Origin of the sequence: Aquabacterium sp. (assembly GCF_036279655.1) — a bacterium.
GTDB lineage: Bacteria > Pseudomonadota > Gammaproteobacteria > Burkholderiales > Burkholderiaceae_C > Aquabacterium.
In genome coordinates this window covers 60,335-75,319 of the sequence record NZ_DASUIT010000021.1, presented here as the reverse complement: position 1 = coordinate 75,319, position 14,985 = coordinate 60,335, and the positions used below count along the sequence as shown (strand labels likewise).

The window sequence follows — 14,985 nt, the reverse complement described above, 5'->3', positions numbered from 1 at the left end:
CCGCGCCTCAGCCTAACTGTACGTTGCACGCGGACGCAAAAACCGGCCATGCCTTCGGCATTTTAATGGCCGGTTTTTGTGCCCTCCGCCCTGTCGGGCTCCGGCGCCGGTGAACTCTGCGTTAGACATTCCAAAGCAAATCCCCGCAACAGACAGAGTCGAGCATGATCTTCAAAAACATTGGCAGGTGGGTTATCACTCCGGAAATAGAAGGCCTCTTGTTCTTCGCGCAGAGGATGGATGAATTACTCTTCGATTACACATTTGACACTTATAAGCCATCAGCCCTTAATGCACCGTTCCTTGCAATGGAGGCTGTGAGTCTGATTTCAGATATAGAGTCCGGTATCATTGATGCAGCGAATCTTGAACCTGTTCTGCAGGAACTTGAGTGGGCTATTCAGCATGACAGCATCAGCAAAAAACTGCTCGACGCAAGGGTTGAGTATTACATACTAAAAAGCGACGAAACCAAGCTAACAGAAGTTAGGCTCAGACTTGAAGTCTTAAGCAAAACACTTGAGCCATACCGATACTTGCTGGCATGCACAGACGCTCTCCGTGATGCAGTCGAGCAAAAATCAAAGAAATCTATAGATGCCTTAAGTCGCAACATCGTAACCACACTTACGAATATAGGACTTAGTAAGCAGCATTTATATGAAAAAACACATGAATTCTTTTTTAAACAAGATGGCGAGCCAATCAAATCGACGGACTGCCTTCCTCAGTTCATTGAAACAATTCTACCAGTAACGCACTCATTTGAGCTATTTTTCATTGCATCAAATCTTATAAATGAGATTTCAGACTCCATTTCATCCATGAGCGCCGAGATTGTCGATGACCTTCCACCAGAGGCGTCCGAAATTGCGAAAAGCAGTGGCTTCTCGAAAGATGAGAACGAGGTCTATGTTCATATCAAAGATATTAGATCGTATGACAAATATTCTGCTCGAGATGAGGCAATAAGAACACTTGAAAACCTCAGTAACTTATTCACCGTCTTTCACCATAAAGCGAAAGTTTCATGGAAGCAAACAGCACTGGCGACACAGTGCTGTGCACCGGTCATAGTTCTTGTAAGCCCACCGAAAAGTGCGATGGATAAGGTCGCCGACATGCGACCAAGCAAAGCATCGAAGGAGCTAAACAGGCTCATTGAGAACTTGCCATTAAACAAAGCAAGCAGCACTCGGCTCATGCGAGTTGCAGACTTGCATGGCATATGCGTATCACATGCTATTAGCGAGAACCAACTCGTTAACATCTGGACAGCACTAGAAACGTTGATCCCTTCCAATCTTGGAAGCTCAAAGATATCAAATATAACGAGCGCGATGCTGCCGTTTTTAATGAAGGCCTACATTGGGCGAATAATCGAAAGATTTACATTTGATCTTATGAGGTGGGATCAATGGCGCGCAAAAAAAATACTTAGAAAAGTGCCAAGCCAACCGGGCAGCAACTTGGTGGCCAGAGCAGCAAATCTCCTAACAATCAAAGACAATGAGGCTCTCCGCCAAGAGCTTTATGCCAGTCTGAAGGACTTCCATCTCCTTCGATATAGAGCGTACAGCTTGGCTGAGACTCTATGCGACCCCAAAAAGGCAAAGGCACTACTAGAGACTCATGAGAAGAAACTGGTCTGGCAACTAAGAAGAATATATAGAACCAGAAACTTAATTGTGCACTCAGGCCGATACCCAAGCTACCTTACCACGCTAATTGAGAATGGCCACGAATATCTTGACCAAATAATTTTTGACCTAATTAAAATGACATGCGGAGAGTACAGGACGGAGACATTGGAGCAGGCATTCGAGATCGCCAAAATATTAAGGATCAAGTTCGATAGAAATCTTGGGGAGATTGAATGCTTCACCATCGCCAACAATAATTTTTTAGTTGACAAAGGTCCTTCAATCAACATTTAGGCCCATGCAAATCTCACGCAATGCCTTGCGAAAATGTCTAACTGTACGTTGCACGCGGACGCGGAGCTTGTCTGACTTTTGTGGACATTTCAACCTAACGGAGAATGTCCCACATGGGAAAACCTAGTCGCAAAATTGTCAATCGGTACACCGATGACTTCATGCTCAAGGCTGTGGCCTTGAGCAATGAGCCTAGCGTGCTCATCAAGGATGTCGAAGTCGATGCATGTCGATCGTCGTGCAATGGTCAACACTGAGCCCCCACTGGAACGAACCATGGCACTGGAACTTTACGGTCACCCCTTCGCGGCTTTTGTATGGAAGCCTCTTGTCGCTGCCTATGAACTGCAGATTCCGTTCGTCTTTCGAATGGTGGATCCCGAGCACCCAGAGCACTTGGCCAAGATGGCCGAACTCTCGCCGACAGGGCAGTTCCCCGCGCTCGTGGATGGTGACATCAAGATCACACAATCGAACGCCGTGGTCGAGTATCTCAACCAGCTCGGGCAATCTGAAGGTCTGATTCCGACCGACCCTCAGCTTGCATTGAGAGCACGCATGCTCACCGATGTCTTTGATGACTATGTCGCGGTGCCCATGCAGCAGATCGTGGCTGAGGCGCTGCGGCCCCAGGATCAACAGGACCCGCGCCGGGTGGCAGAGGCAAAGGCGAACCTGGATAGGACCTACGACTGGCTTTCACGGCAGATTCAAAGCGAGTGGGCCGTTGCGGACAGGTTCACCATCGCCGATTGCGCGGCGGCGCCCGCACTCTTCTATGCTGACTGGGTGCATGCCATCCCTGATGGCCCCCTCAAGGACTACAGAACGCGTCTACTCCAGAGGCCTTCGGTGGTCCGTACGGTCAACGAGGCGCGGCCTTATCGCAAGTTTTTCCCTCTCGGTGCACCAGATCGGGACTAGAGCCAATACACATCCACCCCTTCATTCCCCTGACCTGGCCTGCTTGCGGGCTGTCGACCTGATGTCAACATGGGCTGCCGGAGCGCTGTCGCAGTTCGGGGCCTCCGTTGCAAAATGCGCCAATGGATCTAATCTACCTCTTGGCGTGTAACGCCGCCCTGCAAGTTTTGGTGTCATCGTTACTCGGCAAACTGATGCTCATCCCTTTGCAGGCCCCAATCAGGTTTGGCACGGTGATGTCACTTATCTCAAGGTCGCCGGTGTCTGGCGCTACCTGGCCGTCTTCATTGATCGCTTCTCCAGGCTCATCGTTGGATGGAGCATCGCCAACCACCGTACCTCCAAGCTCACCATCGCCTCCCTGCAGCATGCCATGCGTACCCGACGCCCCACCCAAGGCCTGCACTTCCACTCGGATAGGGGTATCGAGTTCTCTTCTCTTGAATTCAAGGCCAAGTTGCGTCAACATGGCTTCGTGCAAAGCATGAACCGTGCTTCACACATCAACGACAACGCCTACATCGAGTCCTTCTTCCGTTTCCTCAAGCTCGAGGAGCTGTTCAAGATGAAGTTCGATACGTATCAAAAACTCTGGGACGAAGTGATCAGCTATATCCAGTTCTACAACCAGCACCGACTGCACCCGAGCATCGGATACCTGCTACCAGCCGCTTTTGAAAAACAGCACCTAACGCATCGCGCTGTCCACTAAAGCCGGGCGAGCACCCTACGCACTATTTACTTTGGAGGCTTCATGATAAAAATTCGCGCAATAATGATTTGTGTTGCATTGTTGGTAAATTTTAAGCCGAGTTTCGCGGCATTTGATATCAACCTCTCAGGCACTCCGGAATCCTCGGTAATCACCGTTTCATTGTCTGGAACCAATGTGGCGACTGCGACATTTACAGAGCGAAGAGGCCTTGCAAATCCAGGTGTTGAATTTTCGCCTACATTTTTTGATCCGTTCCCTCCAGAAGTTACGGGCAATAATTACGGAAGAATTCAATTTTCATCTGGGTCAGCTCATATAGCAAATATCACGACAGGTCAGGTTTATCCTGTCTTCGGCATATGGATGCAAGACTCATCAAATTCACCATCCATCGGCATGGAACGTTTCGGGCTAATTACATCAGATTCGGAAAATGTGTATGGAATGCGATTTTCTTCAGGTGATCAGCTGGAGCTAATGGGATCCGCCAGCATAGACACAGAATCACTTAATATAAAATTCAAAAACTTCAATGTGGGCTCTGTAAGCAACCTATGTGAACTGGGGTTGTGCTTTAATTTGAGTGTAAAAGAAGTTCCAGAACCAGCCTCAGGCAGCCTGATGATCTTCGGAATGGTATTTATATTGCTGTTCAAGTGTTTTTCGACAATGGCGCGCGTCGTCAAATTTGATAAACGATCAAATGTCGAACTGTCGGCCTAACTGCTTTGTCCAGAATGAGAAGGCCTTGCTTTTCGTCACAAGCAGTCGCAATGGCGCCGTTGTAAGGGGCGTAGCAGAACTCAGCGGCTCGAATCTTTTATGGCCAACGCTCGAAGAAGTCAAGTCAGGCGAGCCATAAGGAGATTCATCACTTATTCTTGGAAGCGGCGTCTTACGCCGCGCGAACGATTAGTATGCTCTTCACTTATACCTGAAAGCTTTCATGACACCAGCAGTAAAGACGGCCGCAATAGCCGGCGCAATCGTTATCGCAGCATTTGCTCTCAATCCTTCCGCTGAACGGCACCGAAACCAGATCAAAGAGTCCATTGCAGAACGCAGTCCGTTGGCAGGTTTTTTGGGTGTAGGGGCGTTGGCTGCTTTTGCCAGCAACTATCATTCTCTGGGCGTAGCGTCCTACACCAGCATCAACAACAAGACAGTCTCAGTGGGCTTGCTGGGAATGGTGTTTGTTGTCGACTCGCACAAAGACTTGTGAACTCCCCCGTCCATGCCCGACATGGCCTCGTTGCGGGCTGTTGACCTGATGTCAACATGGGCTGCCTGCGGGCGGACGCAGTTCGCGACATCCGATGCAGAATGCATCAATGGATCCAATCTACCTCTTGGCGTGCAACGCCGCCCTGCAAGTTCTGGTGTCGTCGTTACTCGGCACACTGATGCTCATCCCTTTGCAGCCGTGGGGCAAGCGCTTTGCCGCACGAGTCAACATGAAGTCTCTACTGGCCACGCACATGGACTGGTACATGTTGGCCTTCATGCAATGGGGGGCTGCGTTCATCATGTGGCACTGGAGCAGCACTGCAAGCCTTCCCATCGCAGCGCTGCTTGTGTTTGGGGGCTGGACAAACGCTCTTCCATATTTGCTGCGAGGGTTTGGTATTAATGCCTTCGTGATGGGTGGGAATGCCTTACAGCGCATCAGTGCCGCCATCGCAGGTGTGAGCGTGATGGCCATCATCACTGCATGGGCTGTGCTTTGCTGGCAAATGCTTCATCTGTCATGAGTCAGCAGAACTCCTGGGGCTGAGCCCTGCGTACACATGCCGCTCACTGAGTCAGGTTCACACATCGCCATTGCCATTTGGGCTGTCACGTGGCTGCCTGGTCTTGTCTTTGCGGCCTTGCGCATGGAGCACCTCCTGCGCATGGGCAGGGTGCGAAGAGCGCTCGTGGGGCACATGGCGATCTTGCTTGTTCCTGTGTTGGCGTTTGGCGTGTATGCGCTCTCAGATGCGCAACGCTATGCAGCGGCTCACAGCACGACAGTCTCGTGGGGCAGTATGGTCTCCGTTGCGCTGGTGGCCATTCCGTTCGCGGCTGAGGCAGCGTATCTCTTGGCCGCCTTGCGTCCCGGAATCGCTCACCCAAGTGGGAAACGCTGGTTACGCGCACTTTTGCTGGGGCTGCTCTCGGTGCTTGTGTTCGCCCCAGGGCTTTTCATGGCGCAACTCATGGTGTTCGTGGGCAACTAGTTGAATGGCTGCTGTTTTGCCGCCCCTTCAACGGATTGACCTTCCTTATCCCTTCCGGTAGTCTCACTTGCAAGATCTGACGCATAACCTGGGAGGGAACGGTGAAAAATGCCGAGTTTTTTGCAAGTCAAAATCTTGCAGCCTGATGCTTCATTCAAAATAGGGCACTCACGTCTATGACGCACCAGAGCTTCAAAGAGTTCTTCAACGGCTTGAGCGATGAAGAGTTGATCAAAAGAGTGACGAACGGTCTGACTGAAGAGGCCTATTCCGCCGCATGCGATGAGCTGTCTGCAAGGGGTATATCTACGCCAGCAATCGCAGTCAACAACGGTACCCAAGATGAGGATGAACTTTACTTGGGCGACATGGTTCTCTTGACCGACAACCTGGATCCAACGGAAGCCAATATTCTGGCTGCTTGCTTGGCCTCCGCAGGAGTTCACGCATCAACGGGGGATGCCGATACCGTACGTGCCAATCCTCTCTGGGCCATCGCTCTTGGTGGCGCAAAAATCCGTGTACCGCTATCACAGTTTGAAGAAGCAAAGAAGGTTCTCAAAGCATTTCAAGCAGGTGAGTTCGCATTGAGCGATGATTTTGATGTCGGCGAGCCATCGCCATGAGATTGAATGCGCAGGTCAATCCCATATGCAAACGTTCGTAGCACTCTTGCGAGGCATCAACGTTGGCAAAGCCAATCGTATTGCAATGGCTGATTTACGTGCCTTGCTGGTGGAGCTTGGCTACATGGGTGTAGCAACCTTGCTCAACAGCGGCAATGCTGTATTCCGTGCCGAGAATGGACCTTCTGGTAAGCATGCCAAGGCAATCGCTGAAGCGATATCCAATAGATTTGGCTTGAGTATCTCCGTTGTTGTCATCTCAGCACCTGATTTGGCAGCGATCATCAATCAAATTCCACTGAATATGCGAATGGCTGATGATTCTCAATTGCTGGTTGTGTTTCCAGAAAGCGCAGCAGCGCTGCAAAGCCTAAGTTCAATCAATCAATGGATCGCAGAGCCTGAGCAGTTCGCCATGGGCGAGAGTGCGGCTTACTTGCATTGCGCAAATGGCATTTTGGCAAGCAAAGCGGCAAAGGCATTGATGGGTAAAGCCGGGAAAGCGGTGACGACCAGGAACTGGGCTACCGTTCTTAAATTGCAGGCACTCGCCATATGAGGACGTTGCCAAATGGTCACTGGCTTCGTCGTGAATGGAACGATCATGATCATGGACTACGGCGTCGGCCCAGAATGGCGACCGGTCTTCCCGGGGCAAGAGGATTGATTCGGTCGATCTCAAGATCTGCGGGATCAAGACAACACGACATACAAGGTAACCCATGAAGCACATCAAAGTGGCATTTCTGCTCATCATGTTGTTGCTGACCGCGCTCTGGCTGGCTGCCGACACGCTTGCGCCGACGCCATTCACCTACTTTTCGTTTCGATCCGTGTTCGTGCAGTACAGCGGGGTCATCGGCATCGGCCTGATGAGCGTCGCCATGCTGCTGGCGCTGCGGCCGAAGTGGCTGGAGCCCCACCTGGATGGCCTGGACAAGATGTATCGCCTGCACAAATGGCTGGGCATCGCCGCCCTGGTGGCGTCTATCCTTCACTGGTGGTGGGCCAAAGGCACCAAATGGATGGTGGGCTGGGGTTGGCTGGAAAGGCCCGTACGCAAACCGCCGGCCACGGGCGAAGTTCTCGGCGTCGTCGAAGGCTGGTTGCGCGGCCAGCGGGGCTTGGCCGAATCTGTCGGTGAATGGGCGTTCTACGCGGCCGTCCTGCTGATCGTGTTGGCCCTGCTCAAGCGCTTTCCCTATCACTGGTTCGTCAAGACCCACAAATGGCTGGCGGCAGCCTACCTTGTCCTGGCCTACCACTCCGCCGTGCTCATCAAGATGGGTTACTGGACGCAGCCGGTCGGCTGGGTGCTGGCCGCCTTGCTGCTGGGCGGCAGCGTGGCGGCGTTGCTGACCCTGACAGGCAGAATCGGCGCCAGCCGCAAGGTGCAGGGCACCATTGCGGCCCTCACCGAGTATCCCGCGCTGCGCGTGCTCGAAACCGCCGTCGCGCTGAAGGACGGCTGGCGCGGCCATGCTGCCGGGCAGTTCGCCTTCATCACCTCGGACAAGACCGAAGGCGCACACCCCTACACCATCGCCTCGGCCTGGAACCCCGCTGATCCCCGGCTCGTCTTCATCACCAAGGCACTGGGCGATCACACTGGCCGCTTGCCGGAACGTTTGAAGATCGGCATGGCGGTGACGGTGGAAGGCCCTTATGGCTGTTTTGACTTCCGGGATGCGCAGCCGCATCAGATCTGGATTGGCGCGGGCATTGGCATCACACCGTTCATCGCCCGGCTCAAGCATCGCGCCGCCACGCCGGACACGAAGGTGATCGACCTGTTCCATCCGACAGCCGACTTCGAGCAGGCCGCCATCGATCGCCTGACCGCAGACGCCGAAGCGGCCGGCGTGCGTCTGCACCTGTTGGTCGATGGCAAGGATGGGCGCTTGAATGGCGAACGCATCCGCGCCGCGGTGCCGGCATGGCAATCAGCGAGCATCTGGTTTTGTGGCCCGACACAGTTCGGTCAGTCGCTGCGAGATGATTTTCTCGCCCAAGGCTTGCCGTCCGAGCGATTCCATCAAGAGCTGTTTGAGATGCGTTGATGGCAGCCTCAATGCAGTCGGCGGCCTTGCCAACCTCATCCGCATCGGTTCGGGCATCGGTTCAAACAGCAAGCGGCCAGTTCGCCATCCATGATTTTGGCGGCACGGGCCCGGATCTGCTGTGCGTCCACGGCACCGGCCATAACCTGGCGGTCTGGCACCCTCTGGCCGCGCAGTTGCGTGGCCAGTTCCGGATGGTTGCATTTGACATGCGTGGCCACGGGCAGACACCGGTGGAATCCACCGATCCTGAACAGTACTGGCGCGACATCGGTGAGGTGATCGCTGCCCTGGGTCTGCATCAACCTCTGCTGGTGGGGCACTCTACGGGCGGGTATGCCGTGTCGGCCCATGCGGCGGCTGGGGGCGCGTGTTCGGGCATCGTGATCCTGGACGGCTTCACCTTGGATGGCAGAAAAACGCCTGAAGAGGCCAAGGACTGGTATCTGCCACGCGAGCAGCTCTGGGATCTGTTTCGTTATGGCTGGGTGGCCAGTGCGGAGGAGATGGATCAATACATCGCCGATGTCTGTCACCTGGCTGCCGGGGATTGGCTCAATGCAGGTGTGGACCCGGCCCTGGTGGCGGCCTTCACGCGTCGGTCTTTCATGCAAAGCGGGGGGCGGTGGATCCGGCGGCCCACCATGGAAGAGATCACGGTGGTGTCCTTGCCGGACCCTCTGCAGCCCATCTATCCGGCGGTGGACCTGTATGAGCGCATCACCGTGCCTGCCGGCTTTGTGCTGGCATCGGGCGGTTTGTATGCCAGCCGTGAGGCAGATGTGATGGCGGTGGTCCGAGCCCGGCCAAACCGGTTTTTCATGAGGTGTGATTGCGGCCACAATGTGCACATGCTGAAGGCGGCGGACATCGCAGCGTTCGTGGTTTGCCACTTCAGCCCAAACACTGGGGGCTCGTTGCCTTCACACAAACAGGGATGAATGGTGAAAGTTGAAAAAGTCACTTTGGAAGGCCCGCGCGTTCGATTGGAGCCTCTGTCGCTGCGGCATCTCCCCGGTCTCAGGGACGCGATCGAGGACGGCAAGCTGTGGGAGATCCCCGTCACCTTTGTGCCTCGCCCCGAGGGCCTGGGCGCATTCCTGGATGACGCTGAAGCAGCGTATGCGGCCGGCAGGGAGCTGGCGTTTGCCACGGTGGACGCTCGATCAGACCGCGTGCTGGGCAGCACCCGATTCCGCTGCATTGAACCCATGCACCGCCGAGTCGAGATCGGCTTCACCTTCCTGGCGGCCAGCAGCCAGCGAACCCACGTCAACACCGAGGCCAAGTACCTGATGCTGCGCCACGCGTTCGAGACCTGGGCATGCAACAGGGTGGAGCTGCTCACCGACGAGCGCAATGCCAAAAGCCGACAGGCCATCCAGAGGCTGGGCGCTCAGGAGGAAGGGCTGTTGCGCTCCCACATGGTCATGAGGGATGGGTTCATTCGCAACTCCGTGATGTACAGCGTGGTGGCGGCGCAATGGCCTGAGGTGGGGGCGGCGCTGAGAGCAAAGATCCAGGCCACGGCATCCCTTGGCACCCCCGATATCTCAGAGCATGAAGCACCCAAAAGAGTTCATTGATTACCCTCCGCAAGAGGCATGGGTCGAGCTGCGTCGACGTGGCCTTGCAACGTTGCCAACGTCCCCGAGGATCAAGCCCGCCGTGTGGTGCTTCCTGGGGCTCGTGTTGCTGATGGGCGCGGTGAATGTGTGGGTGATTCTGACGCACGAGCTTCAACCTTTGTGGGTTGACGAGGCCGGCAACGCTTTCAGGTATGCGGTGGGGGTGTCATTGCTGGGGTGCGTGCTGATATTTGCATCGCTCAGAGCACGTCACTCCGTCCGTGCTGTCTTGATGGTGCTGGGTGTCTTGCTGGCGTCGCTCATCCCTCTGATCGCGTCATTCGCCCCGGTGGTGATGTATGTCAATCAAAGCGGGGCTTCCTCCAGCGTCACTTGCCACCCTTATGTGGTTTCGCGCAAGGAGAGGATCCACAAGAAGTATGTCCGCTATGACATCGAGCTGTCGGACTCAAAAGGCCTCACGAAAGTGATCACGGTGTCGAGGGATCAGTTTGATGGGCTGATGATCGGGGTGCGTGCGCATGTCCTTGTTGACCAGGGACTGTTAGGGATCCCGTATGTCCGGCAGATCACCCAGATCCAGTCGGCGGCCGAATGCCGTGGCGTGCATTGATCATCGCGTGTTGACGATGCCCGCGCTGGCGGACGCGGCCTAGGGCATGTATCGAGCATTCATGCAGGGCTAGACCTTGGGGCTGTATGCATGTACAGTATCTTTGCGCAGCAAGTGCACCATGCCATCCACTTCAGGAGTGACCCACCATGCTTGATCACATGACCTTCCGCGTGACCGATATCGGTCGTGCCAAAGCGTTCTACAGCGCAGCCCTGGCCCCCTTGGGCTACAGCCTGTCCTTTGAAGGCAACTTCGGCGCCAACATTCTGGGGTTTGCCTACCCGGATGCCTCAGAGCCTGACGGCAAGAAAGCCGATGTCTGGTTCATCGATGGTCCCTCGCCGTATGGGGGGCCTGTGGCCACCACAGGCTGCCACCTGGCGTGGCGTGCTGAGACGCGTGCCCAGGTGGATGCGTTCTACCAGGCTGCGCTGGCGGCCGGCGGCCGGGACAACGGCCCTCCCGGTCTGCGGCCCGACTACCATGCGCACTACTACGGCGCCTTCATCATCGACCCTGAGGGCAACAACATCGAAGCGGTGTGCCATCGACCCGAACCGGCCACGGCGTCTGCGTGAACGCTGATCAGAAGGGTGCATCCCTGGCGCCAGAGTTACATAATGCCTAGATAACCCGCAGACGCAGGAGTTTCCGCATGGCCAAGACCAAGGTGACCAGCCACAAGTTCTATGTGGTCGATCTGATCCGCAAGAAGCCGACGCTCAAGTACCTGGAGATCCCCACCTACCGGGTGGATGTGCAGATCGATGTCACCACCAAGGGCATCTTGTCGGCCTCCGAGGTGCCGTCGGCGGCCATGAAGCGGCTGGAAGATGCCGCGCGCGGGGCCTTGGACACTTACGAGAGCGTGATCGCATCCGAGGCAGCCAAGCTAGACGCCAAGGTCGAGAAGCTGATCCAGGATGGGGGCGAGAAGGGCCTGGATGCCGCTGAAAAGCTGATCCAGGGCGCCAACCAGTCGATCAAGAACGCGCTGGCATCGGCCGAGGGGGCCGCGCAGCAGGCCATCGAGGCTCGGCTCAAGAAGGAGGCGCAAGGCGACAGCAACCTCAAGGAAGCGCGCGCTCGCACGGCCCTCAAATGGACATCTGGCGCGATCTCATTGAGCACGTCGGTGGCGCGTCTGGTCGGGACCATGGGCGCGGATGTGGCCGCCTACATCTCGATCGCCAAGACGTTGGCCACGCTGGGAGCCGACCTGGTGCAGCAGGTCAAGAATGAAGAAAAGTTGCGCAAGGATCTGATGGATGGCATCCAGGCCTTCATCACCTTGCGGGGCACGACGCTGATGCAGGCGGCCAAGCGCCAGATGGTGGACACCTCAGGCATCGATGTGAGCCACCCGCTGGATGCCATCAAGGCCATCACGGGCAAGGTGATGGCGGCGGGTAAAGAGGTGACCAAGGGGCGCGATGCCAAGACGATTGCCAAGGACATGGTCGACTTCGTCATCAAGGGCATCAAGGCCAAGCAAGGGGACGCCGAAACGGCGCGCAAGCACTACCGTGAGCACACCACCAAGACCCGGCACAAGACCGACAGCATGTCCACGGATGCCGACAAGCTGATGAAGGCCATGAAGTCGGCCACCAACCTGAAGGATGGGGTGAAGATCGGCGCGCAGTGCATGGCGCTCAAGCGCTCGGTGTCGGCCATGGCGCTCAAGCTGACCGAACGCGAGAAGTTCCTCGACGAGATGCAGTTGCTGATGGCCGGCAATGGCCTGACCATCGATGACCGGACGACGCTGCAGAAGATCAAGGAGCTTGACAAGGCCACCATCGTGGCCGAGATCAAGGAAGTGGCCACCCTGGCCAATGCGGTGAAGGGGCTGGTGGAAGCCTTGGTGTGATCGAAGCGCAGTGCCCTTCGCGATCTGATGTCAAACACCCACCTCATTCACGCCTTTCAACCCGATGCCCTGGGCCAGTGTGACGCCGTGGCCCTGGCTGAGCAGATCCGCCGGGGCCATGTCTCCGTGAAGGAGGTCACCGAGGCTGCGATTGCACGGGCCGAGCAGGTCAACCCGGCGCTCAACGCCATCGCCCTGCGCACTTACGATCAGGCGCGTGCCTGGGCTGCGCCCGCCCCGGGGGGCGCCACGCACGCACAGGGCGCTTTTGCAGGCGTGCCCACCTTCATCAAGGACAACGTGGATCTGGCGGGCCACCCGACACAGCAGGGCACCCGCATCTTCAAGGCGGCCAAGGCGCGGCGCCATGATCCTTTCACGGCGCAGATGCTGGCACAGGGCTTCAATGTGATCGGCAAGTCGACGCTGCCGGAGTTCGCCTTCAATGGCAGCACCGAGTATCAGGACGGCACGGCCACGGCCAACCCCTGGCACACGGGCCATTCGGCAGGTGGCTCGTCGGGTGGAGCGGCGGCTCTGGTGGCGGCGGGTGTGGTGCCCATGGCCCATGGCAATGATGGTGGCGGCTCCATTCGCATTCCGGCGGCGGCCTGCGGTCTGGTGGGGCTGAAGGTGTCGCGCCAGCGCTTTGTCAACTCCAACCAATCGCGCACGCTGCCGCTGAACCTGATCTCCGAGGGGGTGCTCAGCCGCACGGTGCGCGATACGGCGGTGTTCCTGGCCGAGGCAGAAAAGACTTTCTACAACCGGCGCTACCCCCGCGTCGGTCTGATCGAGGGGCCTGCCGCCAGACGCCTGCGGATCGGCCTCTTGCTGAGTGCGGCTGGGGATGTGCCCATCGATGCGGACACGCAGGCAGCAGTGCTGCACACGGCCCGGCTGCTGGAGGGGGCAGGGCACACGGTGGTGCCGATTCAGGCCCGCATGCAGCAGGAGCACATTGACGGCTTCTTGCTGTACTGGGGTTTCTTGAGCTTTGGTGTGGGGCGCTTCGGGCGCCTGCTGTTCAAGGGCACGGATTGGGACATGTCTCAGTACCAGGGTTTGAGTCTGGAGCTGATGCGCATCTTCCAGCGGCGCTGGCACCGCATTCCGTCGGCAGTGATGGCGCTGCGCAGCTTTGCGCAGTTGAACGAAACGCACTTTGCGCCTTTTGATGCGGTGCTCAGCCCGGTGGTGACACAGGTCTCGCCCCCGCTGGGTTACCTCAGCCCCCGTTGCCCGCCCGAGCAACTGTTGCCGCGCCTGACGGGCTATGTGGGCTTCACGCCCATGCAGAATGTGCTGGGCACCCCGGCCATCTCGCTGCCCATGGGCATGTCCAGCACGGACCGTCGGCCCATCGGGGTCCAGTTGGCGGCGCAGGCGGGCCAGGAGGCCACGCTCTTGTCGCTGGCCTTGGAGCTGGAGGCGCAGGTGGCCTTTCCGCAGATCAACAGGAGGGAGCAGGCATGAAAGCACTGTTTGCATGGCTGGCCATCGCGCTGCCGATGCTGGCCCAGGCGGGCTGGGTCGATCCCCAGGGGCGGCCCCTTCCCGACACGCCGAGCATGCGCTCCAGCGGGGATTTCGGGGTTCAACTGCTGCTGACCGACGATGAAAAGGCCTTCCGCCACACCTGGAACACATCCCGGCAGACGCCTCAGCTCAAGACCACGAACAAGATCAGCGCTGGTCAGGAGATCTCGGGGGTGTTGATCTTCAGCGGCTGTGCCGTGGGCGCCAAACAGGCGTGCGATGTGTCGGCCGAGTTCTCCATTCAGGCGCCAGATGGCACCGTGACGCCCGGAGGCCGGGGCATCGTGTGGCCCAGGCCCCCGTTGGGGCCGCGCATCCTGATGCTCGGGCAGGCCAGCATGACGGTGGGCTTTGCCAAGGACGACGCCCCGGGCACCTACCAACTGGTGGCTCTGGTGACGGACCATGTCGCCCGCAAGACTTTGCGGCTGACATCGGCTTTTGAGCTGGCACCGCACCCTCGACCATGAACCCTTACATCACGGTCCTGACCCTGGGCGTGGCCGATCTGGAGCGCGCCGTGGCTTTCTACCGCGATGGCCTGGGCTGGGCCACGCAGGGCATCATGGGCACCGAGTTCGAGCATGGGGCGGTGGCCTTCTTCAAACTGCAGTCGGGCCTGACGCTGGCGCTGTGGCCGCGCCAGAGCATCGCCGCCGATACGGGCCTGGCCTGGCAGCCACCCTCGGCCACCGAGTTCACGCTGGGGCACAACGTGGCATCGCCGTCCGAAGTGGACGCCATCATGGCGCGGGCGGCGCAGGCGGGGGCGACCCTCGTCAAGGCGGCGCAGCCCACTTTCTATGGGGGCTATGCGGGCTATTTCCAGGACCCGGACGGGCACGTCTGGGAGATTGTTTTCAATCCGGCCTTGGCCTCGTTGTGAG

18 protein-coding genes are annotated in these 14,985 nt (G+C 57.4%); all 18 read left to right on the top strand.

The window, feature by feature from the left end; translation table 11 throughout:
* Positions 1–164: 164 nt before the first annotated feature.
* Positions 165–1,937, top strand: a complete 1,773-nt coding sequence (locus VFW84_RS02675) for a hypothetical protein (protein WP_329678885.1) — start codon at positions 165–167, stop codon at positions 1,935–1,937.
* A gap of 276 nt (positions 1,938–2,213) precedes the next feature.
* Positions 2,214–2,861, top strand: a complete 648-nt coding sequence (locus VFW84_RS02670) for a glutathione S-transferase family protein (RefSeq protein WP_329678884.1) — start codon at positions 2,214–2,216, stop codon at positions 2,859–2,861.
* Positions 2,862–3,036: 175 nt separating this feature from the next.
* Positions 3,037–3,573: an IS3 family transposase gene (locus VFW84_RS02665; protein ID WP_329678887.1), complete on the top strand. Its 537-nt coding sequence runs from the start codon at positions 3,037–3,039 to the stop codon at positions 3,571–3,573.
* A 42-nt stretch (positions 3,574–3,615) separates the two neighbouring features.
* A complete protein-coding gene (locus tag VFW84_RS02660) occupies positions 3,616–4,299 on the top strand; it encodes a hypothetical protein (RefSeq protein ID WP_329678883.1) in 684 nt (227 codons plus the stop codon).
* Between the two features lie 223 nt (positions 4,300–4,522).
* The gene (locus VFW84_RS02655) at positions 4,523–4,798 is read left to right on the top strand and encodes a hypothetical protein (protein WP_329678882.1); all 276 of its coding nucleotides are present in this window, start codon (positions 4,523–4,525) and stop codon (positions 4,796–4,798) included.
* A gap of 109 nt (positions 4,799–4,907) precedes the next feature.
* The gene (locus VFW84_RS02650) at positions 4,908–5,327 is read left to right on the top strand and encodes a hypothetical protein (protein ID WP_329678881.1); all 420 of its coding nucleotides are present in this window, start codon (positions 4,908–4,910) and stop codon (positions 5,325–5,327) included.
* A 36-nt stretch (positions 5,328–5,363) separates the two neighbouring features.
* Positions 5,364–5,795 (top strand): hypothetical protein, encoded by a 432-nt coding sequence (locus VFW84_RS02645; RefSeq protein ID WP_329678880.1) that lies wholly within the window; start codon positions 5,364–5,366, stop codon positions 5,793–5,795.
* A gap of 176 nt (positions 5,796–5,971) precedes the next feature.
* On the top strand, positions 5,972–6,421 hold the full coding sequence (locus tag VFW84_RS02640) for a hypothetical protein (protein WP_329678879.1): 450 nt from the start codon (positions 5,972–5,974) through the stop codon (positions 6,419–6,421).
* Positions 6,390–6,980, top strand: coding sequence for a DUF1697 domain-containing protein (locus tag VFW84_RS02635; RefSeq protein ID WP_329678878.1), 591 nt, complete (start codon positions 6,390–6,392; stop codon positions 6,978–6,980). The genes VFW84_RS02640 and VFW84_RS02635 overlap by 32 nt, the downstream gene beginning before the upstream one ends.
* A gap of 163 nt (positions 6,981–7,143) precedes the next feature.
* Complete coding sequence (locus tag VFW84_RS02630) at positions 7,144–8,481, top strand: ferredoxin reductase family protein (RefSeq protein WP_329678877.1); 1,338 nt, start codon at positions 7,144–7,146, stop codon at positions 8,479–8,481.
* Positions 8,481–9,422 (top strand): alpha/beta hydrolase, encoded by a 942-nt coding sequence (locus VFW84_RS02625; RefSeq protein WP_329678876.1) that lies wholly within the window; start codon positions 8,481–8,483, stop codon positions 9,420–9,422. The genes VFW84_RS02630 and VFW84_RS02625 overlap by 1 nt, the downstream gene beginning before the upstream one ends.
* Complete coding sequence (locus VFW84_RS02620) at positions 9,423–10,067, top strand: GNAT family protein (protein WP_329678875.1); 645 nt, start codon at positions 9,423–9,425, stop codon at positions 10,065–10,067. It abuts the gene before it with no gap.
* Positions 10,042–10,683, top strand: coding sequence for a hypothetical protein (locus VFW84_RS02615; protein ID WP_329678874.1), 642 nt, complete (start codon positions 10,042–10,044; stop codon positions 10,681–10,683). Before VFW84_RS02620 ends, VFW84_RS02615 begins: the two co-directional genes overlap by 26 nt.
* A 149-nt stretch (positions 10,684–10,832) precedes the next feature.
* Positions 10,833–11,264 carry a VOC family protein gene (locus tag VFW84_RS02610; RefSeq protein WP_329678873.1) on the top strand — a complete coding sequence of 144 codons (432 nt, stop codon included), beginning with the start codon at positions 10,833–10,835 and terminating at the stop codon, positions 11,262–11,264.
* Positions 11,265–11,341: 77 nt separating this feature from the next.
* Complete coding sequence (locus tag VFW84_RS02605; protein WP_329678872.1) at positions 11,342–12,559, top strand: hypothetical protein; 1,218 nt, start codon at positions 11,342–11,344, stop codon at positions 12,557–12,559.
* Positions 12,560–12,586: 27 nt separating this feature from the next.
* Positions 12,587–14,035, top strand: a complete 1,449-nt coding sequence (locus VFW84_RS02600; protein WP_329678871.1) for an amidase — start codon at positions 12,587–12,589, stop codon at positions 14,033–14,035.
* Positions 14,032–14,568: a hypothetical protein gene (locus VFW84_RS02595; RefSeq protein ID WP_329678870.1), complete on the top strand. Its 537-nt coding sequence runs from the start codon at positions 14,032–14,034 to the stop codon at positions 14,566–14,568. The genes VFW84_RS02600 and VFW84_RS02595 overlap by 4 nt, the downstream gene beginning before the upstream one ends.
* Entirely contained in the window at positions 14,565–14,984 is a 420-nt protein-coding gene (locus VFW84_RS02590) for a VOC family protein (RefSeq protein ID WP_329678869.1), read from the top strand. The genes VFW84_RS02595 and VFW84_RS02590 overlap by 4 nt, the downstream gene beginning before the upstream one ends.
* Position 14,985 lies beyond the last annotated feature (1 nt).